Source organism: Acidimicrobiales bacterium, from assembly GCA_036378675.1.
Lineage (GTDB): Bacteria > Actinomycetota > Acidimicrobiia > Acidimicrobiales > Palsa-688 > DASUWA01.
This window is the reverse complement of record DASUWA010000019.1, coordinates 70,320-94,525: the sequence shown is the minus strand read 5'-3', so window position 1 is coordinate 94,525 and position 24,206 is coordinate 70,320. Positions and strand designations below refer to the sequence as shown.

Here is a 24,206-nt window from a genome sequence, read left to right as displayed (position 1 = left end):
GATCCCTGGGGCGTACAGAACATCGGCACCGGCCTCCTGGAACGACTGCAACCTGGCGATCGTCGCAGCGAGGTCCGGGCGGTTGCGGAGATAGTTCTCGCACCGGGCGGTGACGACGAAATGGAGGTCGCCGGCGTGAGCGACTTCGACGGCAGCGGCGACCCGCTCGCGAGCGAGGTCGCCGGCGTACAACTCGGTGCCCGACCAGTCCTCTACGGAACACCCGACAAGCCCTGCGGCGACCGCGAAACGAACAGTTTCGGCAACGCCCTCGGGATGGTCGGCGAAGCAGTTCTCCAGATCGGCCGAAACAGGAAGGTCGACAGCGGCGACGATCGTGGTGGCGTGCGCGATCGCCTCGGCGCGAGTCACGTTCCCGTCCAGCCGCCCGAGCGTCGCAGCGAAGCCTCCGCTGGTCGTGGCGAGTGCCTGAAATTCGAGGGACGCCAGCAGCTTCGCCGACCCGACGTCCCAAGGGTTCGGCATGAGCAGCGGATCGCCAGGCCGGTGCAACTCCAGGAAACGAGCCGCCTTCTCCGGCTGCGACGTCACGGCTGGGTGACCTTCTCCGGCTCCGCTTTCTGCCGCTCCTCGGTCCTCGCCCTGCGCAGCTCCACGACCACTGGGATCAGCGAGATCACAGCAACCGCGACTGCGATCGGGATCAGGTAGTGGTCGAGGTTGTGTATGGACTGGCCTACGCCGTAGGCGGCCAGGGTGACCCCGACGCTCCACACCAGCCCGCCGGAAACCTGCCAGAAGGCGAACGACCGGGCCGGCATCTCCAGAATGCCCGCAAGGGGGTTCATGAGGGTGCGGATCCCAGGTACGAAACGGGCGATAACCACAGCCCTGCCCTCTCCGTACCGCCGGAAGATGTCCTCCGCCCGGTCGACGTAGCGGCGCTTGAACAGCCGGGAATCGGGTTTCTGGAACAACGGGGCCCCGACCCGGCGGCCCAGCACGTAACCCACCTGGGCTCCGGTGACCGCTCCGATGGCTGCGCAGACAACGAGGAGCGTGATGTTGGGATGAGGGTGGTGACCGTGGGTATCTGCCGCCCAGAGGCCCGCTGTGATGAGGAGGGTGTCGCCCGGGAGCACTATCCCGAGGAGGATTCCCGTTTCGGCGAAGAGCACCAGGAGGACTCCGAAGGGCAATGCAGCGCCGAACCAGTTCAGAATTGTCGTGGCACCCACGACCGGCGATGCTACCGGGTACCCGTCCAGGCACCCTCGCGCCTCGATCGGCCACCGCCGCAGTACCTTGTCCGCCGAGCGGGCGTCCAAGCGACGACCTGAGTCCTTTTTCCTGATACCTCTATACAAGACATGCCCAAGCCACTTGTAATCGTCGAGTCACCGGCCAAGGCGAAGACAATCGCCAGATATCTCGGTTCCGACTTCCACGTCGAGTCGTCGATCGGCCATATCCGGGACCTGCCTCGTAACGCCGCCGATGTCCCGCCGGCGTACAAGGGGGAGACATGGGCGCGTCTCGGGGTCGATGTCGACAACGGTTTCAAGCCCCTGTACGTGGTCACCCGTGACAAGAAGGACCAGGTCAAGAAGCTGAAGTCCCTGGTGAAGGACGCCAGCGAGCTGTTCCTCGCCACCGACGAGGACCGGGAGGGCGAGTCGATCGCGTGGCACCTCCTGGAGGTGCTCGCACCCACGATCCCCGTCAAGAGGATGGTGTTCCACGAGATCACCAGGTCGGCCATCGAACGGTCGGTGCGCGACTGGCGGGAGCTGGACCGGCGGTTGGTCGACGCCCAGGAGACCCGGCGGATCCTCGACCGGCTGTACGGCTACGAGGTGAGCCCGGTTCTGTGGAAGAAGGTCAGCGCAGGTCTCTCGGCGGGTCGTGTCCAGTCGGTCGCGACCCGGCTTGTTGTCGAGCGAGAGCGGGCGCGGATGCGCTTCCGGGCCGCGTCCTACTGGGACCTGTCCGGGACATTCTCGAACGACGCGTCCGGGGACACCTCGGCTTTCCCCGCCGGCCTTGTCGAGCTCGACGGCAAACGCCTCGCTACGGGCAAGGACTTCGACGAGAGCGGGAAGCTCGCCCGGACCGCAGTCGTCAGGCTGGACGAGGCGGGGGCCACCGGTCTCGTCGATCGGCTCTCCGGGTCGGAGTTCCGGGTTCGCTCGGTCGAGGAGAAGCCTTGGCGGAGAACCCCTCACCCTCCGTTCATGACGTCCACCCTCCAACAGGAGGCCGGCCGAAAGCTCCGGTTCTCGGCGGCCCGCACGATGCGCGTCGCCCAAGAGCTCTACGAGTCGGGCTACATCACTTATATGCGCACGGACTCGACGACCCTGTCTTCGGAGGCCCTTCAGGCCGCCCGCGGCCAGGCGAAGGCCCTCTACGGAGACGAGTACCTCCCGTCGAAACCACGGCGTTACGACAACAAGGTCAAGAACGCGCAAGAGGCCCACGAAGCGATCCGGCCCGCCGGCGACACGTGGAACACGCCCGACCAGACCGGACTTCACGGGGACCAGCGCCGCCTGTACGAGTTGGTCTGGATGCGTACCGTGGCCTCCCAGATGGCCGACGCGCAGGGGCAGTCGGTAGTTGCGCGACTCGGCGCGATCTCATCCGCAGGCGAGGACGCAGAGTTCAGCGCCAGTGGGAGAGTGATCACCTTCCCCGGTTTTCTGAGGGCGTATGTGGAAGGTTCCGACGATCCCGACGCCGAGCTGGAGGACCGCGAGGTTCGGCTGCCGCCCCTCGCCGAGGGAGACCGGCTCACGGTCATAGCCCTCGAGCCCGAAGGGCACACCACGCAGCCGCCCGCCCGCTACACGGAGGCGTCGCTTGTCAAGGCGATGGAGGAGATGGGTGTCGGTCGTCCCTCGACGTACGCCAGCATCCTCGACACCATCGAGGGCCGCGGCTACGTGTGGAAGAAGGGTTCCGCGCTGGTCCCGTCGTGGACCGCGTTCGCGGTGGTGGGGTTGCTCGAGCAGCATTTCTCGGATCTCGTCGACTACGGCTTCACCGCCTCGATGGAGGACGACCTCGACGAGATCGCTCGGGGGGATCAGGAGGGCGTCCCCTGGTTGAGCCGGTTCTACTTCGGCAACGGGCGAGTCGGGTTGAAGGAGCTGGTGTCGCACAACCTGGGTGAGATCGACGCCAGGGAGGTCAACTCCATCCCGATCGGCGGCGCGGACTCGGGAGTCGTCGTAAGGGTCGGTCGCTACGGGCCTTACGTACAGCGGAGCGAGGACGAACGGGCCCCGATTCCGGAGGATCTCGCTCCCGACGAGCTCACCCTCGAGAGGGCCGTTCAGTTGCTCGAGGCAGGCTCGTCCGACCGGGTGCTGGGGGTCGATCCTGAGTCGGGACAGGACGTGGTCGTCAAGGCCGGGCGGTTCGGTCCCTACGTGCAGGTCGGTGAGGTGCCGGAGGGCGACGGGCGCCCGAAGACGGCGTCTTTGTTCAAGACCATGGATCCCACGACTATCTCTCTCGACGACGCGCTTCGCCTGCTGACGCTGCCGCGAGTTGTCGGAGTCGACCCAGCGGATGGACAGGAGATAGTCGCCAGCAACGGGCGCTACGGCCCGTATCTCAAGAAGGACAAGGACACCAGATCTCTCGAGTCGGAGGACCGTCTGTTCTCCGTCACGCTCGACGAGGCGCTGGCCCTGTTCGCGCAACCCAAAACTCGTCGCGGACGTGCTGCAGGCGCTGCCCCCCTCCGGGAGCTTGGAACCGACCCGGCGACCGGAACTCCGATTGTTCTGAAAGAAGGCCGCTTCGGTCCGTATGTGACCGACGGAACCACGAACGCGTCTCTCCGCAAGGGCGACACGGTGGAGGGCATGACGCCAGAAAGGGCCCAGGAGCTTCTCGCCGAGCGACGCAGCGCTCCCCCCAGGCCCGGTCGAGGCAGAAAGGCGAGCGGCTCGACGAAGAAGGCTGCATCGACGAAGAAGGCTGCATCGACGAAGAAGGCGGGCTCGACAAAGAAGGCTGGCGCCAAGAAGCAAACGTCGACAAGGCAGGCGGGGAGCTGACCGACGAGAGCCTCGTGCGCGACCAGAGAGGACGTTTCATCGTTTTCGAGGGTGGCGAGGGAAGCGGGAAGTCCACCCAGGCCGCCATCCTCGCGTCGCGCCTAGGTGCCGTGCTCACCCGGGAGCCCGGCGGGACCGCGACAGGGGAGCGGCTGCGCGCCCTGGTGCTCGACCTCTCCGCCGAACGGCTCGCGGACCGAACCGAGGTCCTGGTGCTGCTCGCTGCGCGTGCCCAGCATGTTGCCGAAGTGATCGAGCCCGCACTTTCATCAGGACGCGACGTCGTGTGTGATCGCTTCTCGGGCAGCACCGTCTCCTATCAGGGGTACGGGCGCGGGCTCGATCCGAAGGAACTCGCTGATCTCTCCCGATGGGCGTCGGCGGGCGTGGAGCCCGATACGGTGATCCTTCTCGACATCGCGTCCGAACTCGCCGAATCCCGTCTTGCCGAACGCGGATCTCCGGACAGGATGGAGGCGGAGGGGGCCGAGTTCTTTTCGAGAGTTCGAGACGGTTACGAGTCGCAAGCTTTGGCCGATCCGCGCTGGCGGGTCGTCGACGGCAGCGGGTCGATCGACGAAGTAGCCGCACGGGTCTGGAAGGCGGTGCAAGGTGGCGCCTAACACGCCTGCTGCGCTGTACCGCGACGTTGTCGGCCAGGAACGAGCTGTCGCGATTCTCTCCGCAGCCGCCCTGCGACCGGTTCACGCCTATCTGTTCGTCGGCCCGCCAGGTACCGGTAAGGCGGAAGCCGCCCGCGCGTTCGCGGCCTCGCTTCTGTGCGGATCGACGCCCCCGGACGGAACATGTGACGCATGCAGACGGGCCCTCGCGGGCATCCATCCCGATGTCGTCGAGGTCGAACGTGAAGGCGCATCGATCAGCATCGACACCGCGAGAGAGGTAACCCGCATCGCGGCCACCAGCCCGGTCGAACGCGACCGAAAGGTCGTCATCCTCCACGACTTCCACCTGGTCAAGGAGTCCGGGCCGGCGCTGCTGAAAACGATCGAAGAGCCGCCCGCAACGACGATCTTCGTGATCCTCGCCGATTACATCCCACCGGAGTTGGTGACGATCGCAAGCAGGTGCGTGCGGGTCGACTTCGAAGCCCTGTCCGACGCCCAGATCGCAGCGGCGCTCGAAGCGTCCGGCGTACAGAGGGACAGAGCGCGTCAGCTAGCGGAGCTATCGAGCGGCCGGCTCGACCGCGCCCGGCTGCTGGCAGCTGACGACGGGTTCGAGGTGAGGCGACAGGCCTGGTTGTCGGTGCCGTCGCGTCTGGACGGAACAGGTGCGACCGCGGCCGTGATCGCCGATGAGCTCGTCGCTCTCCTGGAAGCCAGCGTGGCGCCGTTGAACACCCGCCACGTCGCGGAAAGGGAAGCTCTCGAAGAGCGAAACGCGCGGGCGGCTGCGGTCAGCGGTTCCGGGAGCGGCCGGTCCCGTGGTGGAGGCCGCGCGTCAAAGGCGGTGCTTACGTCCGGCTTGAAGGAGCTCGAGGAGAAGCAGCGCCGCGAAGCGCGTCGCCAGCGGACCGACGAATTGCGCGCGGGGCTCGGGGTCCTAGCTGGCGCCTACCGCGAAAGGCTGGCGTCGTCCACCGGAACACCTGCCGCTCGCGTCGCGATCGAGTCAGTTTCTGCCATAGATCAGCTGGGAGAGGATCTCCAGTACAACCCTGGAGAGCTTCTCGCGTTGCAAGCCTTGCTCGTCAAGCTCGGGAGGATCCCCCTCCGGGGCTGACCAGACCGGTCTCGTAGGCGATTACCACCAGCTGTGCACGATCGCGAGCGCCCAGCTTGCTGAGAATGCGGCTCACGTGGGTTTTGGCGGTCAGCGGACTGAGGTACAGCTCGCTGGCGATTTCGTCGTTGGTCAAACCCGATGCGACGAGAGTGAGGACCTCCCGCTCCCGGTCGGTCAACGCCTCGAGCTTGCGCGGGTCCGACGTCGTTGTGCTCGGGGATCGAGAGGTGACGACGACCTGCTCGATCAGCCGGCGGGTGACGCTTGGCGACAACAGCGCGTCCCCGCCTGCTACGACTCGCACCGCCGACAGCAGGTCCGCGGGTTCGGTGTCCTTGAGCAGGAACCCGCTCGCTCCAGCGCGCAAGGCGTCGAACACATACTCGTCCGCTTCGAAGGTCGTGAGGATGACCACCTTGGTCGAGTTGAGGGCCGTGTCCGAGCAGATCCTTCTCGTGGCTTCCAGCCCATCCATCCCCGGCATGCGAATGTCCATCAAGACGACATCCGGATGGTGTCTTGAAGCCAGTTCGACGGCGTCGGCACCGTCGGTGGCCTCACCGACCACTTCCAATTCGTTGTCAGAATCGATCAGAACCCTGAGACCGGCACGAATGAGGGTCTGATCGTCCGCGAGCAGCACGCGGATCATCGGCCGGATTGCCGGATCTGTTCGCCGCCCGGCACCTCCAGCACCGCGGTAACTCTCCAACCTCCACCGTCGCGGGGACCGGCGGCGACGCTTCCGCCGAAGGCGGATGCCCGCTCTCGCATGCCTGGTATCCCCGCCCCCGCGCCGACTCCTGCTCCTGCAACGGACCCCGCCGTGACGAGAGCCGGTTTGCCGTCGTCCTCGACGTCGATCACTAGCCGGCCCGATTGAAACGAGACCCTGACCGTGGCGCACGCACCTGGACCCGCATGCCGCAGGACATTGGTGAGCGACTCCTGGATTATCCGGTAAGCGGCCAGCTCGAGCCCCTCCGGCAGAGACGGCGGCCGTATTCCTTCGAAGCTCAGGGAGGTGCGGATACCGGCCTGGTTTGTCGCGTCGAGCAGAGCAGCGAGCTGGTCCAGGCGCGGCGCCGGCGCCGTGTCCTCGGATTCCTCGACCTTCCGAAGCACGTTCAGCACCGCCCGAAGCTCACGGAGACCTTCCCGGCTAGCTTCCTTGATCGCGGTGAGCGCCTGTGCGGCTTGCTCCGGGCGCTCGCCAAGAACGTGCGCAGCCACTCCCGCCTGGATGTTGATCATGGACATCGTGTGGGCGACAACGTCGTGCAACTCGCGTGCGATGCGAAGCCTCTCGGCGTCCACCCGACGGCGAGCTTCTTCCTCACGCTCGCGCTCGGCGCGTTCCGCGCGCTCCTGCATGGTGACAAAGACCTGCTGTCTCGCCGCGACCGCCAGGCCTATGGCAACCGCTGCGATGACGCAAACGACCATGACCGTGTTGGTGCCTCCGAGCCAGCCAAACGGGCCTCCAGCCCCTGTTGCTATGAAAAGGGTCACAGCCGTCACCGTTCCGCCCGCAATCGCGGTCGTGCGCGGCTCGATTCTGGCAACCGAGTACAGAGCGACGTACACCGCCAGCAGTACGGCTCCGGGAACGAACCCGGCCGCCGCGTACGCAGCCGTCAGCGCCACCGTCACCGCCAGAACCGCAACCGGCCACTGCCGGCGCCAGAAGACCGCCAGGCCGGCGAGCACCACGAGCGAGTAGGCGAAGTGCGGCTGGTGAGACTGCAGGAACCGCAATTCCGAGGCCGTGACGTGTTGCTTCGGTGTCTCTTCGCCCAACGACCCAGCCAGGGCGATGCCGGCAATGGCTATTGCCAGCACTGCATCGTGGACACGCGAGCGGACGCGCGCCCAAGCTGGATGTTGCATGGCGGAAGGCTAAACCCTGACGACCGATTACTTCGTCGTCTCCCGGGAGTCAATAGGGGTACCGCGCCGGGAGTACGCCCGGCAGGCAAGCACCCTCCCGTGGATGGAGACGGAAAACCACCCTCAGGCTGACGACTCACAGCCTGCTCTTAGCCAGGATCTTCGACATGCAACGACTGACCACATTCGTCCTCGCCCATCGCCGATCGGTGATGGTTGCTTGGCTCCTGCTCACCCTCGCCGGTTTCGCGACGCTCGGCTCGACGACGAAAAGGCTTTCGACCGAGTTCAAGCTGCCCGGACAGCCGAGCTACATTGCGGACAGCAAGATCCAGGCGCTGTACCACAACGGTGCCCAGACCGTCCCGATCGTCGTATCGGTCACGTCCCCTCCGGGCACCAAGGCCGACCCGGTGGTCGCGGACCGAGTCCTCGCCGCCTCGGCGGCTGCCGTTCCGGGGTCGCGTTATGCCGACCAGCTCAACACCGGTGACAGGGCGTTTGCCACCAAGGACGGGCAAACCAGCTTCGGGCTGATCTTTACCCCTCGAGAGGCAAACGGCTTCAAGGACACCCGCACCTCGGCGGTGAGCTCCGCCGCGCAATCGGCGTCACCGGCGGGTTGGAACAGCGGCGTGACCGGGCTAGCCCAGCTCGAGAACGGCGGGTCGTCGAAGGGCAGCAGCGCGCTGACCGAGACGATGCTCGGCGGGCTCGGATCGCTTGCCGTTCTCGCGTTCGTGTTCGCGAGCTTCATCGCTTTCGTCCCGCTGTTGATGGCGATTGTCGCGATACCCACGACTTTTCTGATCGTCGGGGGGCTGACGCATGTCACCACGGTCAGCATCATCGTCGAGTTCCTCATCGCGCTGATCGGCTTGGGCGTCGCTATCGACTACGCCCTGCTCGTCGTGACTCGATGGCGGGAGGAGCGCGCACACGGGTACGCGAACGAGGAGGCTGTTACAAGGGCCATGAACACGGCCGGGCGGGCGGTGGTGTTCTCCGGTCTCACCGTGGGTGTGAGCCTTCTTGCTCTGGTAGTTCTTCCTGTCTCATTTCTTGCAAACATCGGGGTTGCCGGTTTTCTCATCCCCATCGTGTCGATCGCGGTGGCGCTGACCCTGTTGCCGGCGCTGCTCGCCAGCGCCGGCCCGTTCCTCGACCGCCCCAGGCTCCGGCGGGAGGTTCACGCCAGCCGGCCGTGGTCTGGATGGGCCCGGCTCGTGTTGCGGCACCGCAACTCCGGGGCGTTCATCGGTGCCGCGATTCTGGTCGCGCTGATTATTCCGGTGTTCGCTCTCAACCTCGGAGAGCCCAAGACATCAGCGCTTGCACAGAAGGGAGCCGCCCACGCAACTCTCACAACGCTCCAGCAGGGTGGTGTCCCGACCGGCGTCATCGAGCCAATCGATGTTCTGGTTCAGGACTCGCAGGCACAGGCGGTTGCTGGCAGGCTCGCTCAAGTAAATGGTGTCTACACGGCGGCGGTCTCCAACGCCCCGGATTTCCACCGAGGCGGCACGACCATCGTCGAGGTGCTCGCATCCGGCGAGCCGAGCTCCAGCTCGGGCGGCGCGACCATCTCGGCAGTGCGTGCAACCGCGTCGCACCTGCCGGGCGTGATCGGGGTCGGTGGTCCCGGACCAGGGCAAGTTGACTTCATCCACGCCGTCTACGGATCGTTCCCGCTGATGCTCACCCTTATCGGAATAGCCACATTGCTTCTCCTGACCCGGGCGTTCCGCTCGATCGTCCTCGCCGCGAAGGCGGTGGTCTTCAACATGATGTCGGTGGCTGCCGCTTACGGGATCATGGTGTTCGTTTGGCAGGAAGGCCACGGAAGCAACGCTTTGTGGTCGGTCCCGGCAACCGGTTCAATCACCGTTTGGGTTCCGATCATGGTGTTCGCGTTCCTGTTCGGCTTGTCGATGGACTACGAGGTCTTCATCCTCTCTCGCATACGCGAGGAGTACGACCGCACGGGGTCAACAGACGAAGCGGTTGTGACCGGCATTGGAAGAACCGGCCGGTTGGTCACGAGCGCAGCGCTCATCCTGTTCCTCGGCTTCCTGTCGTTGTCCACTGCCGGCATGACCGACCTGAAGGTCATGGCGACGGGTCTTGGCGCCGGAATACTCCTCGACGCCGTCGTCGTCCGCTCCCTCCTGGTCCCCGCTCTTGTCGGAGTACTAGGCAAATGGAACTGGTACCTGCCCGGTTGGGTTGCGAAGGCGCTGTTCGTCCGCACGCCGCCGGCGATCGACGAGGTGCCCGAACCGGGTGAGCCGATGCCGGTGCTCGTCGGGGCCGGGGAGCGGTAAGCGCATCCGTATCCTCCGGGTCCTTTGGGTCCTTTGGGTCCTTTGGGTCCTCTGGTCCATCGTGCGCCCCGGATCCGTATCGCTTTGGGCGTAACTTCCTCGTTTGGGCGTGGATTTCGGCCATTCACAGCTGAAATCCACGCCCGGACGTAGAGGCACACTCCCGCAACCACCAGGCGCAACCGGCCGGACCTGCGCCTTCCATAAATTCACCGACAGAAGCTGGCCGCCCGCGAAGGGCGGCCATTTGGCGTGGACAAGTCGGACATTCGTGCTGGATCCACCGGGAATCGGGCTGCGTCCTTGTACGGTTTGGGGCAGGGTTGATTGGGCGTTGCTAAGTCGGTGAGTAGAAAGGTCGATGATCAGATCGTGACATCGGTTCCCCGGCGGGTCGCTTGGGAAAGGAGGCCAGTGGTGTTCGATCCAGTGAAGTTCATCCCAGAGAAGGAACGAGTCTCCGAGGTGACCTCCTATCCCTCGCCGTACGAGCTCGCTTGGGAGGAGACCCATTGCGGCAAGTCGCTGTCCGAGGCGATCGAAGCGGTACGGCAGCGGCTGGATGTCACTTACGACCTGGCGTCGTCACTGGTTTGGGCCGAGATCACGGCTCAGACGCCCCGCGTTCCCGCGTAACCTCCTCACCGGTCGGCTCTCGGCGGGGGCCGCCCAAGCGTGATTCCCTGGCTGCTCGCGGAGCTAGAGTCACAGTTTCCAGGCAAACTGCCCGAGTAGCTCAGCCGGCAGAGCAACGCACTCGTAATGCGTAGGTCAGGGGTTCGATTCCCCTCTCGGGCTCGTACCGGTGGGATCAATCCCACGGGAGCGGGCGGGGGTGATCAGGCGGATCCGACCCCTTTAGCTTGCGGCGAGAGCCTGTTCCGATTCGGGTCGCCCGCTACGGCTCTGAGTTCGGAAGACGAGGTCGGTCATTCCGGATGTCTGATGTTCGGAATGGAGACCTTCGACTCTGGCAGAGCGGCGGTCGCCGGAGGATCCTAAGACGAGAGCAAGGAGGATGGCCGGACCCGCGGCCGACGGACGGCAAGAACTTCGAACGAAGGAGCACACTGATGCAGTCTTGGGAATATTGGGCGGCCGATTTCACGGAGCTTCGAGGGGACGTACCGGTCGTCCTGCTGAAGCGCCCCTCGGCAATTAGGACTCGGCGATGACGATTGAAGCCCAACACCTCCCGGACCTCGGTGACCTCGAAGAGATCGAGGAGGCCGTGTGCTGGCGGCTGCTTGCTAGCCAACCGGTCGGCCGGTTCGCGGTGATAGTTGGCCACTATCCACTCGTTTTCCCGGTCAATCATGCGGTGGTCGCCCACGGGGTGATATTCAGAACCGCGCCGGGCACCAAGCTATGGGCGACTCACCGTAACAATGTCAGTTTCGAGGTCGACGAGTTCGACCTGGCGACCAACACCGGCTGGAGCGTTCTGATCCGCGGTGCCGCACGCGAAGTACTACCGGACACCAATCCTGAGCTCGTCAACGCACTTCAAGCCGTGGCCCCTCGACCGTGGGCACCCGGACCGAAGGATCACCTAGTTCGGATAGTTGCGGACTCGATCAGTGGCCGCCGTATCCGCGCAGCAGACCCTCGCGACCGCCCGGAGCCGAGCATTCCCCGATGACAAATACCGGCGGTGCTACTGAGTCCAACGGCTCTAACGCTTCGCGGAAGTCAGCGCTCGGTCTGTCTCTCATTTAGGTTTGTTGCATCCGGGCGCCACCACTCCCTCCCGGAGTTTCCGTCCACGTCAGTCTCGAACTACCAGGGCACTGCGGGACGCTGCCCAAGCCGCCGGCCGGTCACGGCATCCGAGCGAATCCTTACCAAGCGATGACCCGGCCTTGCTGCTCTCGGGACCGGCACCTTCCCGGGGACGGCTTCGAATGCTTCGGGAAGGGCGAGCCCTTTCACCAGGACACTCCAAGGCCTGTCATCGTCGGGGGCCTCAACCTCGAAAGCCACCAACTTCCCCTCGACCCTGGCGAAAAGACTCTCACCAACACGTATCAAGACATCGTGCCCGTCCACCAGATAGTCAACCGGTAAGACGGTCGGTGCATCGAGATCAGGAATGCCGAGGTGGCCGGGCAGGTGGCGGCGGGCGCCAATGGCGAGCAACTGGTGGCACTCGGCAGGTCCCAACACGTCCGATCCCCGTTCGTCGACCCACATGCCTTGAAGATGCCCTAATCGGATCGGTTCGCAACAGAGTCGGAAGTCCCACAACCGTGAGATGAAGGCGACCCGCGTGACTTGGCCTTGCGACGAGGCTTGACCTCAGTGCTCGCCTGCACATAAGCAGCGGTTCGGCGGGCTCTATACGTGGCCGACAGATCCCGCCGTCGAACTACGCCGGGAAACCGCGTCGACGACCACTGCGAAGAGAAGCACCGCTCCGGTGACGATGAACTCCCACTGGACCGCGAGACCGAGCAGGTACATGCCGTTGTAGATCCCGCCGATCACCAGTCCGCCGATCACGCCATGGGACGCCTTGCCGCGTCCACCGAAGAGTGACGTCCCGCCGATGACTGCCGCTGCCACGGCGTAGAGGACCAACTGGCCGCCGTTCACGTTGTTCGACTCGCCGCCCAGCTGGGAGGCATAGAGAATTCCCGCGATTCCAGCGGTCAAGCCGGAGAGAACGAAGGCCCAGGTGCGAATCATCGCGACATTGACTCCGGCGCGCCTCGCTGCTTCGGGGTTTCCTCCGATGGCATATATGTAGCGGCCGTAGCGAGTGCGTTGGAGCAGGAACGACCAGGCCACCAATATCCCCAGGACGATGAACACGAAGAACGGGACCCCTCTCAGAGTTCCGATGTGCGCCCGGTTCAAATTGCATACCAGCACCAGAACCACGCCGATGGCGGCGACGAACGCGATCTTGATCACCGAGAGGCTCCGGGGCGGCGCGACGAGCCCACTTCTGCGCCGGCGTTCATCCCGGAGAAAGACCCGCAGACCGAACAGCGCCACGATCACGATCATGATCGCCCACCCTGCCGCGGGCGTCACGTGACCCCACATCAAGTTGTAGAGGTAGCGGAGATTGGCGCTCCGGCCGTTGAGGCTTGGGTAGCCGGAGAACGGCCCGAACCCGAGGACGATGAGTAACACGCCGTTGAATATGAGCAGTCCCGCGAGAGTGACGATGAAAGAAGGCAGGCGCAGACGAGTGACGAGCGAACCCTGGACAGCACCGACGAGGGAAGTGGCGAGAAGAGCGATGATGATCGCCGCCCACCAGGGCCAGTCCGTCGTGACCGGCTGGACCAACTGCACTGCGATAGCGCCGCCGACGGGCCCGAGGAAGCCGAGCGAAAGATCGATCTCGCCCAGGAGCAGGGCAAAGATCTCCGCCATTGCGAGCACCATGAACACAGCGCTCTGCTGGAACAGGTTGATGATGTTCCCGGCCGACAGGAAGACGTGGTGAGGGCTTACAGATTGGAAGACGATGGTGATGACGATCAGGGCGAAGATGACCGGGAGGATTCCGCTTTCCCCACCTTTCAGGCGAAGCCATTGAGCGCGGAGGTATTCGTTGAGCGTCTGCGCCAGCACCTCAGCCGGGACCAGCGGCGCGGTTGCCTCCGGAGACGGCGCTGCTTTTTCGGCTTCTGTGACGGCGTCGACCTCGGTCGGCGCGTGGTTGACGTCTGGATCAGTCTGAGCCACGATCCGCACCTCCCGCAGCGACCGAGGAAGCCGAGGCTCGGATGCCGACGCCGCCCGTGGTCATGTATTCGACGACGCTTTGGCGGTCGAAGGCGGACGCTTTGTCCTCGGTGACTGTGCGTCCAAGGTAGAGGACTACGATGCGGTCAGCGACCGCGAACACGTCGTTGAGGTTGTGTGAAACCACCATCACCGCCAGCCCGCGATCCCGAAGTCGCCGGATCAACTCGAGCACCTGGGCTGTCTGGGTCACGCCGAGGGCAGCGGTGGGTTCGTCCATTATTACGAGCTTCGAGTTCCACATCACCGCCTTGGCCACCGCGACCGATTGGCGTTGCCCACCGGACAACGAGCCGACCGGCTGCCGGATGGACCGGACCGTCGTCACCTTCAGTCCGGCGAGTGTCTCTGCAGCGGCCCGCTCCATGTCGTCCTCGTCGAGGAGACGGTGACGGAGCCTTTCCCGCCCGAGAAACATGTTCTGCACGATGTCCAGATTGTCCGCGAGCGCCAGGTCCTGGTACACGGTCTCGATCCCCAACATCGAGGCGTCGTGGGCGCTGCGGATCCGAATCGGACGGCCTTCCCAGTAGAACTGGCCACGGTCAGGTTCGTATATCCCCGATATGGTCTTGATGGTCACCGATTTACCGGCTCCGTTGTCGCCGACCAAGGCGGTGACCGACCCGGCCGGCAGGTCCATGTTTACGTCTGCGAGCGCCTGTACGGGTCCGAAGCTCTTGTGGAGGCCTCTGATCCTCAGAAGGGGCTCCGCCCCGTTTCCGTCGGCCATCTCGTCCCTTTCCTAGCCGTACAAGGGTACGCCCTATGGAGATGCGAATCCCGGACCGCCGCCGCCGGTGACGGCGCCGGCCCGGGTGCACGTTTCCCTTACTGCCAGAGTATGGCTCTAAAGGTATTTACGGGGTAATGCCCGCTGCGCTGCAGGCAGCATTTCCAACCGCGGTACAGAGCGACTGCGCCGAGACGAACTGATCCTTGATGACGGTCGACGCCATGTTCGCACTTGTCACCCAGACCGGGGTGAGCAGCGATGCCGGCTGGGTGCTCCCTGCGACGTTGGCCGGCGGGCTGGTCGTGGAGTTCACTAGACCGGACGGAGGCGTCTGGCTGGCCCGGAGGATCGTTGCGAGCGCTACGGCGTCCTGGGCTTCAAGGTAGATGGGCTTGTAAACAGACCCGCACTGGTAGCCCTGGAGGACCCACTCCATCCCTTGCAGCGTCGCGTCCTGACCGGTGGTCGGAATCTTCTTGGCACCCACGCCCTTGTTCTTCAGAACGTTGATCACCGCGTTGGCCAGACCGTCGTTGGCCTCGACCGTTGCGTTGATATTCGGGTGCGCGGTGAATTGCTGCTGGAAGATGGTCGCTCCGGTGGCATTGACCCAGTTTGGGGTGATTTGCTCGCCGACCAGCGTGTAACCCTTGCTGCTCTTCACTCCGGCGGACAACGGAGTGGACTGCTGGCCCCAGATGACCGAGTTGTAGCCCTGGGCGAACGAGACCGCGTTCGGATCGGTGTCTTCGCCTCCACTCAGCTCGAACACCTGCGGGTTCGACACGTTCCACGCCGAGACGCAGTCCTGGAAGCCGTTGCCGATGAGCTGGCCGACCTTGAAGTTGTCGAAGCTCACGTAATAGGTATTGGTCCCGGCAAACGTTGCCCGGTCGTAGCTGATCAGCTTGACACCGTGCTGCGATGCGAGCTGTTCGACTTGGGCCCCGACCGTACTGTTCAGTGGGTCGAACACGAGCACGGTCGCGCCAAGGGATATGTCTGCTTGCGCGTCTGCGAGCTCAGTTGCTTCCTGGCCTTGCGCGTTGTCGATCTTGAAGTTAGACGAGGTGTAGCCGGCCGCCTGGAAGGCTTTGGTCAGGTACGGCGCGTCGAAATCGACGTATCTCGTAGAGGACGTGGTGTCGGGGAGGATTACACCCACCAGACCTTTCCCGGCTGCCGTCAGCCCGGTGAACTTCGACATCTCCGAGAAAGAGCTGTCGAACGACGACACACTCAATCCCGTGGGCACCCCGGACTTGGATGCGGTCGTCGTCGGTGAAGTCGTCGACTTGTTCGATGACGATGAGCACGCCGCGCCAGCTAGGCCCAGTGTGATCGCCAGTGATATACCGCCGACGGTGTGGAATCTTTTGTTTGGCACGCAGTCCCTCCTCATTTGCTGGCATGCTTCCGGCGTCGCGATGTTCGTATCCCGACGCTTTCCTATGGGGTGCCGTAGAGGCGCGAGGCCCTTGCAGCTTGTTCCCCCCTGCGGTTTGGACACTACCTCGGAGTCTGGAAGATGACGATGCTTTTCGACGAAAGCCGAAGGGTGCACGTCGATAACGCCCGTTCTCAGCGAAGTTACAGGTAACTCGCGACCCTTTTGGTCAGGCAAGACCGGTGCTCGTCAACAACCTTTCCACCTGTGCGGCAATTTCGACGTCCTCACCTGCTTCGACTACCACGGTACGAACTCGCGCTCCCTCGCTACTGATGTCAGAGTCCGAGCGGAGGTCTGAGTTGATCTTCGGGCTGACTGCGACGCCCAGGAAACCCAGCCCATCGGCGGTGCGCTGACGTATCGGAGCTGAACGCTCGCCGACGCCTCCCGTAAATGCGAGAACGTCCAGGCCGTTCATCGCCGCGGCCATCGAGCCGACCAGAGACCGCAGCCTGTGGAGATAGACACCCACCGCCAGGGAGGCGTCGGGATCACCTCTATGCTCCGCTTCGAGCAGAGACTTGAGGTCGGAGCTACCTCCAAGACCGAGCAGACCCGACCGGTGTTCGAGGTTCGATGCCAGCTCGGCTGACGTCATTCCGGCATGCTGCTCCAACCACAGCAGGAGCCCGGGATCGACGGTTCCCGATCGCGTGGCCATGACCAGACCTTCCAACGGGGTGAAGCCCATGGTGGTGTCGACTGAACGTCCTGCGTCGATGGCGGCGACCGAAGCGCCGGCGCCGAGATGGCAGCTCACGATTCGAAGAGATCCGGTTGGCCGCCCGATCAGTTCTGCGGCCCGGCGCGATACATACGCGTGGGACAGTCCGTGAAAGCCGAACCTGCGAAGCGGCCAGCGACGGCGCCACTCGGCTGGTAAGGCGTAGGTTGCGGCGTACTCCGGAATGGTGGAATGGAAGGCGGTGTCGAAGCAGGCCACCGCGGGTCGGTCGGGGATTATCGCGGTTACCGAGTCGAGAGCCAAGAGCGACTTCGGTTGGTGCAGCGGGGCAAGATCCGTCAGCGCGACGAGTCGGTTGCGGACTCTGTCGTCGATCAACGTCGGTCCGGTGAATTCGGTCCCGCCATGCACGATCCTGTGCCCGACCGCTTCGACCTCCCCTACCGATCGGATGAAGCGCTCCAGGCGCGGGGTGTCGAGCCTCTCCTCAGGCGCAGAGATCGACTCCGCGCTGAGCGCCCGGTCCCGCTCCATCAGTGACAGCTTCAAGCTCGATGAGCCGGCGTTGACGACCAGCACGCGCACTATGGCTCGAGCCTCAGAAGGGCCAGACCCAGTCGCGGATCTCCGGTGCGTCCTCCCCCTCGGAGCGGGTGTACGCGCGGGCCCGAAGCCGGGCATCGGCCATTTCCTGGCGCAACCCGGCGGCGCTCGATCCCAAACGAGGGACGCGATCGATCACGTCTATCACGAGGTGGAAGCGGTCGAGGTCGTTGAGCATCACCATGTCGAATGGTGTGGTCGTGGTCCCTTCCTCTTTGTAGCCGCGAACATGAAGGTTGGCGTGATTTGTTCGTCGGTACGTGAGCCGGTGGATCAGCGACGGATAACCGTGATAAGCGAAGACGACGGGGCGGTCCGCCGTGAAGAGGGCGTCGAACTCGGTATCTGTCATCCCGTGTGGGTGCTCTGATTCGGGCTCGAGGCGCATCAGGTCCACGACGTTGACGAAGCGGATGCGGAGGTCGGGGATCTCCTTGCGCAGGATCGCGGTGCAGGCGAGTGCTTCGAGAGTTGGGATGTCTCCGCAGCAAGCAATCACGACGTTGGGGTCTCCCCCGTCGTTCGATGCCCAGTCCCATATGCCGATGCCGCGGGTGCAATGCAGGATCGCGGCGTCCATCGATAGGTAGTTGAGCGCAGGCTGCTTGCCGGCGACGATGACATTCACGTACTGCCGGCTTCTCAAGCAATGGTCGGCGACAGACAATAGGCAATTGGTATCCGGCGGCAGGTACACCCGGATGACCTCGGCCTTCTTGTTGACCACGTGATCGATGAACCCCGGGTCCTGATGCGAGAACCCGTTGTGGTCCTGGCGCCACACGTGCGAGGAAAGCAGGTAGTTGAGCGACGCAAGGGGTCGCCGCCACGGTATGTGCCGGGTGGTCTTCAGCCACTTGGCGTGCTGATTGAACATCGAATCGATGATGTGGATGAACGCTTCGTAGCAATTGAACAAGCCGTGCCTGCCGGTGAGGAGGTATCCCTCGAGCCAACCCTGGCACTGGTGCTCGGACAGGATCTCCATTACTCGACCTTCATTTGCGAGGTGGTCGTCGGTCGGAAGGATGGATCCCTCCCACTGGCGGTTAGTCGCATCGAAGACCGCCTGGAGTCGATTGGAGTTGGTCTCGTCGGGGCCGAAGAGCCGGAAGGAGTGGGGGTTGTCTCGTATGACGTCTCGCAGGTAGGTGCCGAGAACGCGAGTCGCTTCCGAGAACGTGGTCGCCGGTTTCGAAACCTCGACCCCGTAAGGACGAAAGTCGGGCAGGTCGAGGTCTTGGAGAAGCATCCCACCGTTCGAGTGGGGGTTCGCGCTCATCCGCCTTTCTCCGGTTGGTGCGGCGCTCGAAAGATTCGGGACTGGCCTCCCGGTGTCATCGAAGAGCTCTTCCGGTCGGTAGCTGCGGAGCCACCTCTCGAGCTGAGCCAGGTGGTCCGGATTGGTACGCACTTCTGCCAGGGGCACTTGGTGCGATCTCCAAGTTCCCTCGACGGGTACCCCGTCAACTTCCTTTGGACCGGTCCAGCCTTTTGGCGTGCGCATGATGATCATGGGCCAGCGCGGCCTACCGGCTCGGCCGCCTTGCCTGGCAGAGCGCTGGATGTCGGCGATTTCGGCGATGACGTGATCGAGAGTCGTGGCCATATCTCGATGCATGACGTCGGGATCGTCGCCGGACACCCAGGACACGTCGAAGCCGTAACCCTCTATGAGCTCGGTCAACTCTTCGTCGCCAATCCGAGCAAGCACGGTCGGGTTGGCGATCTTGTAGCCGTTCAAGTGGAGGATGGGAAGCACGGCCCCGTCGAAGACTGGATTCAAGAACTTGTTGCTGTGCCAACTTGTGGCGAGCGGCCCGGTCTCGGCTTCGCCATCGCCGACGATGCAAGCAACAACCAAGTCAGGGTTGTCGAATACCGCCCCGTAAGCGTGAGACAGCGCGTAACCCAGCTCGCCCCCTTCGTGAATCGATCCGGGCGTCTCAGGAGCCACGTGTGACGGGATCCCGCCAGGAAACGAGAACTGGCGGAACAGAGCCCTCAAGCCGGGCTCGTCGCGACTGATGTGCGGGTACACCTCGCTGTAGGTGCCCTCGAGGTACGCGTTCGCGACCGCCGCTGGACCACCGTGTCCGGGGCCCATCACGTAAATCATGTTGAGGTCCCAGTTCCGAATCACCCGGTTCAGGTGTGTATAGATGAAATTGATACCGGGTGTAGTGCCCCAATGGCCGAGAAGTCTCGGCTTGACATGCCGTGACTCGAGCGGAACCCGCAAAAGGGGATTGTCGAGTAGGTAGATCTGACCTACGGACAGGTAGTTGGCGGCTCTCCAATAGGCATCGAGAAGGTCAACTTCCTGTTGCGCCAACTGTCGCCCGGTTATGTCGATCGTCACGGTCACAGCTTGCCGCCGTTGCAACCGCTTGCGAACATGATCCGCCGCACGGGTAATGTCCCGCGCAGTCGCGGACTGTTCATCTGGTGGCTACCTCGCCTTTGGATCCACCTCAAAGCTCGGCCCTAGTGTCCCCTCTGTGCGGACGACGGTGGTTCGAGTCGACGTCGAAACTGAGGTCGGCGGCGATCTCCTCGTCCGGTGGGAGCTGCAAGGCGGGCCTGCGGCGGTCGATGTCGCCACCGGCCCGACGCCCAATTGGATCGACCACCAACACCACTTCACTGTCCCTGCGAGCCAAACCGAGCTGCGTCTCGAGCGCTCCGCAAGCCGTCGAACATTTGTGTCGGTGTCCCCTCACGATGGTGGGGCTGCCGTGGTCTCCGCGGACCGGCGGATCGCCTTCGAAGGAATCTCCAACTTCCGTGACTTGGGGGGTTACAGCACCGGAACAGGGAGGTCGGTCCGCTGGGGACAGGTCTTCCGAGCCGACGCTCTCCACGGCATGTCCCGTGACGACCTGGCGCTGTACCAGGAGCTCGGCATGAGAGCCGTGTACGACCTGCGCAGCGACGTCGAGCGCGACGAGCGCCCGAACCCGGTGCCGTCACGGGCGCTGACGATCGTTGGTCGCTCGCCCGAGGAAATCCCCCCGCCACCGCCGCCCGCCGCGACGAGTGCGGCAGGCGAGATTTTTCTGTTCGAGCTCTACGCCGGCTTGATCAAGCACGCCGCGGAGCAGATAGGGGAGCTGTTCACGGGTCTCACGGAGGAGCAGCGCTTGCCGGCCGTATTTCACTGCCACGCCGGCAAAGACCGGACCGGTCTGGTCGCGGCTCTCCTGCTCGAAGCCCTCGGAGTCGAGCGCGAGACCATCCTCGACGACTACGAGCTGACCGGTCGCTACCGCCGGCGAACCGAGCAAGAGCCCACTTTCCAAAGGCTGATCGAGTACGGCATGTCCCCAGAAGCTGCGGCCGGAGTGTTGACGACGCCGAGGTGGGCGATGGAGAAGGCGCTCGAAGAGCTCGACGTCGCCTACGGCGGAGTCGATGTATACCTGCTGACCACGGCCGGGATGAAGGCGCCAGCGTTGGATCGGCTGAGGAGTCGCCTCACCGAATGAAGCCGTCCCCGACGGGCCCTCGGGTAACGTCGGAGATCAGCGTTTGAGGCTTCTCCCGCCCCATCGCTGCCGGCGAGCTTGGAGGCGTATCTGCATTGCAACCGGGAGACGACCACACCGAGGAGGCCCCGCGAGCGGTTCCGCCCCGACGTAGAAGGTCTCCGGGCCGTCGCAGTGCTGGGCGTCGTCCTCTACCACGCCCACGTCGGTTTGCTCAGAGGGGGCTTCTCCGGAGTCGACGTCTTCTACGTCGTGTCGGGATACCTGATCACGGGGCTCTTGTGGGCCGAGCTTCGTAGAGACGGAAGGATCTCCCTCCGGCGCTTCTATGCACGGAGAGCAAGGCGCCTGCTTCCGGCGTCCATCCTTGCGATCATCGCGACGGCAGTCGCATCGCGTCTCCTGCTTCCGCCGCTATCGGTTCCGGCGGCATCAAAGGACGGCATCGCCAGCGCGTTGTACGTCGGTAACTACCGGTTCGCGTTCCAGCAGACCAACTATCTGAACGCCGGCGGACCTCCCTCCCCCTTTCAGCACTACTGGTCCCTGGGCGTCGAGGAGCAGTTCTACCTGCTGTGGCCCTTGCTCCTGATCGTCGGTTCGTTGGTCTGGCAGCGCACGCGCGCCGGAGAGCGACGCCGGCCCGACTCGGTCACCGCCGTAGCAGCCCTCGGCTGCCTCACCGTCGGTTCCTGCGCGTTGTCGGTTTGGTTGACCCACGCGAATCAACCCTGGGCGTTCTTCTCCCTGCCAACCCGAGCCTGGGAATTGGGGGTCGGCGGGTTGCTGGCTCTCGCCGCGCCGGCGGTCGGGGCGATTCCCAGGGCTATCGCGAACGCAGTCGGCTGGGTCGGGCTCGCAACCGTGATCGGCTCTTTCTTGTTCATCGGCGGTTCCACGCCGTTTCCCGGTACGGCGGCCCTGGCTCCGGTGCTGGGAACCGCTGCCGTTATCGCGGCAGGGACGATCCCTCGAGCCGGCCCGGCGCGGGTCCTCGGCAGGCCCCCGATGCGGTTCGTCGGCCGGGTGTCGTATTCCTGGTACCTGTGGCACTGGCCGTTCCTGGTTCTCGCCCCGGATCTGGTGGGCCATCCGCTCAACCTCGCCGAGAACCTCCTCATCGCCCTGCTGAGTGGCGTGGTCGCGGTCTTCTCCTTCCTGCTGGTGGAAAGCCCGGCAAGGGCGTCCGCGTGGCTGGCGGCCGTGTCGAGGAGGAGCCTGCTCACCGGTGGGGCTCTGAGCGCCGGGGGTGCGGTCGCATGCCTGATCGCTGCGACCACCGTCCCGACGCCGTCGGGTCACGGAACAGCACCGTTAGCGGTGATTCAGCAGAGTCGTTTCTCTTCGCCGTCGGTGACGGTGGATCCGCGCCAGAGTCTGGTCAACACTGTCAACTCGCAGATAAACGCGCAACTGACCGATTCGCTGCGGCGCCCCGACGTTCCGTCGAACCTGCAGCCAACCCTCGCGCACGCGCACCACGATGACCCGCCCGTGTTCTACGACGGTTGCATGGACAGCTATCTCGACGCCGCAGTAAGAAGCTGCGCGTTCGGGAGCACAACGTCGGCCACCAGCGTCGTTCTGTTCGGGGACTCTCACGCCGCCATGTGGTTCCCGGCTCTCGACGGCGCGGCCAACCAAAATGGTTGGGAGCTCTACAATTGGACCAAGGCGACGTGCCCGCCGATCCAACTACCTCTTCTTAGCCCCGTGCTCGGTCGGAACTTCACCGAGTGCGAATCATGGCGTCAAACGGTGTTTCAGCGGATAGCCCAGGTCCACCCCGCCATCGTCGTTCTCGGGGTGGCTCGCCATTACGCGTCCACATACGGTTTCACGCCTTACCAGCAGCCATGGCTGAAGGGCTTGGAGCAGATGGTCTCGGACATAACCCACCTCGGCTCGAAGGTGGTCGTCATCGGCCCGATCCCCAAGCCGGCGTTCCTCGTGCCGCAGTGCCTGTCGGCCCACCTCGCTTACGCAAACCAGTGTTCCGAGCCGGAGGACTCGGTGGTTGATCTGACCGGACTGTCAGCCGAACAGGCAGTGGTCCGATCAGCCGGCGGGTCGTACGTCAACACTCTTCCGTGGTTCTGCGCGAACTCGATCTGCGGGACGATCGTCGGCAATCTCGAGATCTGGCGTGATGACAACCACATCACCGCTACCTACTCGGCATTCCTCGGTCCGGCCATCGCGGCGCAGCTCAAGGCCGCTCTTCCCGGCTGACCGCGGATGCACCCACGCCGGAGCTGGCTGCCCGTGCGGGACGGCTCCCCCTTTCCCCTAGCGAACTTGCCGTACGGGTCGTTCAGTGTCGGGGCGAGAGCTAAGGATCGAGCTGTCGGAGTGGCGATAGGCGATCAAGTGCTCGACCTCGCGGCGGTGGCGCGCGCAACCAACGCACCGTTTGCCGACGTCGTCGGGGGTGCCGTCATCAACCCGTTGATGTCAGCGGGACCCCAGGTCTGGAAGGCGGTTCGCGATGGGATCACGGGTTGGTTCACCGACGAGCGTCTGCGTGCCGTGGTCGAGCCCCACCTGTATCCCCTGGAGGGCGTGACCCTTCACCTACCGATCGACGCCGGAGACTACGTCGACTTCTACTCGTCGGAGCACCACGCCATCAACGCCGGTCGGATCCTTCGTCCTGGAAGCGAGCCTTTGTCGCCGCAGTGGAAACACCTTCCGGTGGGTTACCACGGGAGGGCGGGGACGATCGTCGTGTCGGGTAGCCCAGTGATCCGCCCGTGGGGGCAGGTGCGACAAGCGAACGGAGAAGGCCCGTTGTTCCGGCCTTCCGCCGCCCTGGACATCGAGGCCGAGCTCGGCTTCATCGTGGGAGTCCCGAGTCGGTTGGGCCATCCGGTCCCCATTTCATCCTTCGCCGACCACGTCTTCGGGGTCGTGATCCTCAACGACTGGTCTGCCCGTGACATACAGGCCTGGGAGTACGTCCCGCTCGGTCCGTTCCTCGGGAAGTCCTTCCTGACGTCGATCTCGGGTTGGGTGGTCCCGATAGCAGCTCTCGAAGCGGCCAGGACCGAGCCACCGGCACGCGTTCCTACCCCGCTTCCGTACTTGGATGACCGGGATCACCCATGGGGGTTCGACATCACGTTGCAAGTGGCGGTGAACGGGTTCCCGCTTTCCCGGCCTCCTTTTTCCTCCATGTACTGGACCGCCGCACAGCAACTCGCTCACATGACGAGCAACGGCGCGGCGGTTCGATCGGGTGACATCTTCGGCTCTGGAACCGTCAGCGGGCCCACCCGTGATCAATACGGCTCGTTCCTCGAAATGAGCTGGGGCGGCGCCCAGCCCTTCCAGCTTCCCGATGGTTCCGTCCGCAGCTACCTCGTTGACGGCGACGAAGTCGTTATATCGGCGACCGCCCCCGCATCCGATGGCGGCACCCTGGGCCTCGGCGAGGTTCGCGGTCGGGTCGAGAGCCCCCGTCACGACTGACCGGACAGAACCGCATT

Annotated in this window: 19 protein-coding genes and 1 tRNA gene; 10 read left to right on the top strand and 10 right to left on the bottom strand. The window is 64.3% G+C overall.

The genetic code is table 11. The features are described 5' to 3' along the window. Both VFZ97_08040 and VFZ97_08035 read right to left on the bottom strand, forming a co-directional pair. On the bottom strand, nt 1–552 hold a 552-nt coding region (locus VFZ97_08040; protein HEX6393377.1), incomplete at its 3' end, for an isocitrate lyase/phosphoenolpyruvate mutase family protein. Next, complete coding sequence (locus tag VFZ97_08035; GenBank protein HEX6393376.1) at nt 549–1,199, bottom strand: DedA family protein; 651 nt, start codon at nt 1,197–1,199, stop codon at nt 549–551. The genes VFZ97_08035 and VFZ97_08040, both read right to left, overlap by 4 nt. 132 nt (nt 1,200–1,331) lie before the next feature. Between VFZ97_08035 and topA the strand changes: the two genes are divergently transcribed. From topA to VFZ97_08020, 3 genes are read left to right on the top strand one after another with little or no spacing between them, the layout of a single operon-like run. Continuing rightward, nucleotides 1,332–4,031: a type I DNA topoisomerase gene (gene topA / locus VFZ97_08030; GenBank protein ID HEX6393375.1), complete on the top strand. Its 2,700-nt coding sequence runs from the start codon at nt 1,332–1,334 to the stop codon at nt 4,029–4,031. A gap of 14 nt (nt 4,032–4,045) precedes the next feature. Then, entirely contained in the window at nt 4,046–4,654 is a 609-nt protein-coding gene (tmk, locus tag VFZ97_08025; protein ID HEX6393374.1) for a dTMP kinase, read from the top strand. After that, nucleotides 4,644–5,777 (top strand): hypothetical protein, encoded by a 1,134-nt coding sequence (locus VFZ97_08020; GenBank protein ID HEX6393373.1) that lies wholly within the window; start codon nt 4,644–4,646, stop codon nt 5,775–5,777. Before tmk ends, VFZ97_08020 begins: the two co-directional genes overlap by 11 nt. On the opposite strand, the gene VFZ97_08015 is transcribed toward VFZ97_08020, so the two are convergent. Together VFZ97_08015 and VFZ97_08010 are read right to left on the bottom strand one after the other, a co-directional pair. Continuing rightward, nucleotides 5,746–6,432: a response regulator transcription factor gene (locus tag VFZ97_08015; GenBank protein HEX6393372.1), complete on the bottom strand. Its 687-nt coding sequence runs from the start codon at nt 6,430–6,432 to the stop codon at nt 5,746–5,748. The genes VFZ97_08020 and VFZ97_08015 overlap by 32 nt on opposite strands. After that, complete coding sequence (locus tag VFZ97_08010) at nt 6,429–7,670, bottom strand: histidine kinase (protein ID HEX6393371.1); 1,242 nt, start codon at nt 7,668–7,670, stop codon at nt 6,429–6,431. Before VFZ97_08010 ends, VFZ97_08015 begins: the two co-directional genes overlap by 4 nt. Before the next feature lie 167 nt (nt 7,671–7,837). Here VFZ97_08010 and VFZ97_08005 point away from each other — a divergent pair, with 167 nt between their 5' ends. The 4 genes from VFZ97_08005 (at nt 7,838) to VFZ97_07990 (ending at nt 11,636) form a co-directional block, all read left to right on the top strand. Then, nucleotides 7,838–9,994 (top strand): MMPL family transporter, encoded by a 2,157-nt coding sequence (locus VFZ97_08005; GenBank protein ID HEX6393370.1) that lies wholly within the window; start codon nt 7,838–7,840, stop codon nt 9,992–9,994. Nucleotides 9,995–10,366: 372 nt separating this feature from the next. After that, nucleotides 10,367–10,630, top strand: a complete 264-nt coding sequence (locus VFZ97_08000) for a hypothetical protein (protein ID HEX6393369.1) — start codon at nt 10,367–10,369, stop codon at nt 10,628–10,630. Nucleotides 10,631–10,719: 89 nt separating this feature from the next. Continuing rightward, nucleotides 10,720–10,792 (top strand) — tRNA-Thr (locus VFZ97_07995). A 373-nt stretch (nt 10,793–11,165) separates the two neighbouring features. Next, nucleotides 11,166–11,636 (top strand): pyridoxamine 5'-phosphate oxidase family protein, encoded by a 471-nt coding sequence (locus VFZ97_07990; protein HEX6393368.1) that lies wholly within the window; start codon nt 11,166–11,168, stop codon nt 11,634–11,636. Nucleotides 11,637–11,773: 137 nt separating this feature from the next. Here the strand turns inward: VFZ97_07990 and VFZ97_07985 are convergent, their stop codons facing one another. The 6 genes from VFZ97_07985 to VFZ97_07960 form a co-directional block, all read right to left on the bottom strand. Then, nucleotides 11,774–12,187, bottom strand: coding sequence for a pyridoxamine 5'-phosphate oxidase family protein (locus VFZ97_07985; protein HEX6393367.1), 414 nt, complete (start codon nt 12,185–12,187; stop codon nt 11,774–11,776). Between the two features lie 144 nt (nt 12,188–12,331). Next, nucleotides 12,332–13,696, bottom strand: coding sequence for a hypothetical protein (locus VFZ97_07980; GenBank protein ID HEX6393366.1), 1,365 nt, complete (start codon nt 13,694–13,696; stop codon nt 12,332–12,334). Then, complete coding sequence (locus tag VFZ97_07975) at nt 13,683–14,489, bottom strand: ATP-binding cassette domain-containing protein (protein HEX6393365.1); 807 nt, start codon at nt 14,487–14,489, stop codon at nt 13,683–13,685. The genes VFZ97_07980 and VFZ97_07975 overlap by 14 nt, the downstream gene beginning before the upstream one ends. Nucleotides 14,490–14,616: 127 nt before the next feature. Next, nucleotides 14,617–15,879 (bottom strand): substrate-binding domain-containing protein, encoded by a 1,263-nt coding sequence (locus VFZ97_07970; protein HEX6393364.1) that lies wholly within the window; start codon nt 15,877–15,879, stop codon nt 14,617–14,619. 229 nt (nt 15,880–16,108) lie between these two features. Continuing rightward, complete coding sequence (locus VFZ97_07965) at nt 16,109–17,212, bottom strand: acetate/propionate family kinase (protein HEX6393363.1); 1,104 nt, start codon at nt 17,210–17,212, stop codon at nt 16,109–16,111. Nucleotides 17,213–17,225: 13 nt separating this feature from the next. After that, nucleotides 17,226–19,592, bottom strand: coding sequence for a phosphoketolase family protein (locus VFZ97_07960; protein HEX6393362.1), 2,367 nt, complete (start codon nt 19,590–19,592; stop codon nt 17,226–17,228). Nucleotides 19,593–19,731: 139 nt separating this feature from the next. Between VFZ97_07960 and VFZ97_07955 the strand changes: the two genes are divergently transcribed. From VFZ97_07955 to fahA, 3 genes are all read left to right on the top strand, one after another. Next, a complete protein-coding gene (locus tag VFZ97_07955) occupies nt 19,732–20,718 on the top strand; it encodes a tyrosine-protein phosphatase (protein HEX6393361.1) in 987 nt (328 codons plus the stop codon). 78 nt (nt 20,719–20,796) lie between these two features. After that, entirely contained in the window at nt 20,797–22,950 is a 2,154-nt protein-coding gene (locus VFZ97_07950; protein ID HEX6393360.1) for an acyltransferase family protein, read from the top strand. Nucleotides 22,951–22,956: 6 nt separating this feature from the next. Next, a complete protein-coding gene (gene fahA / locus VFZ97_07945; protein ID HEX6393359.1) occupies nt 22,957–24,189 on the top strand; it encodes a fumarylacetoacetase in 1,233 nt (410 codons plus the stop codon). Nucleotides 24,190–24,206: the final 17 nt, after the last annotated feature.

Bases quoted from the DNA above. Each gene is read 5' to 3' on its own strand.
- topA (HEX6393375.1), top strand. From the start codon at position 1,332: ATGCCCAAGCCACTTGTAATCGTCGAGTCACCGGCCAAGGCGAAGACA.
- VFZ97_08015 (HEX6393372.1), bottom strand. From the start codon at position 6,432: ATGATCCGCGTGCTGCTCGCGGACGATCAGACCCTCATTCGTGCCGGT.
- VFZ97_08010 (HEX6393371.1), bottom strand. From the start codon at position 7,670: ATGCAACATCCAGCTTGGGCGCGCGTCCGCTCGCGTGTCCACGATGCA.
- VFZ97_08005 (HEX6393370.1), top strand. From the start codon at position 7,838: ATGCAACGACTGACCACATTCGTCCTCGCCCATCGCCGATCGGTGATG.
- VFZ97_07990 (HEX6393368.1), top strand. From the start codon at position 11,166: ATGACGATTGAAGCCCAACACCTCCCGGACCTCGGTGACCTCGAAGAG.
- VFZ97_07985 (HEX6393367.1), bottom strand. From the start codon at position 12,187: ATGTGGGTCGACGAACGGGGATCGGACGTGTTGGGACCTGCCGAGTGC.
- VFZ97_07975 (HEX6393365.1), bottom strand. From the start codon at position 14,489: ATGGCCGACGGAAACGGGGCGGAGCCCCTTCTGAGGATCAGAGGCCTC.
- fahA (HEX6393359.1), top strand. From the start codon at position 22,957: ATGCACCCACGCCGGAGCTGGCTGCCCGTGCGGGACGGCTCCCCCTTT.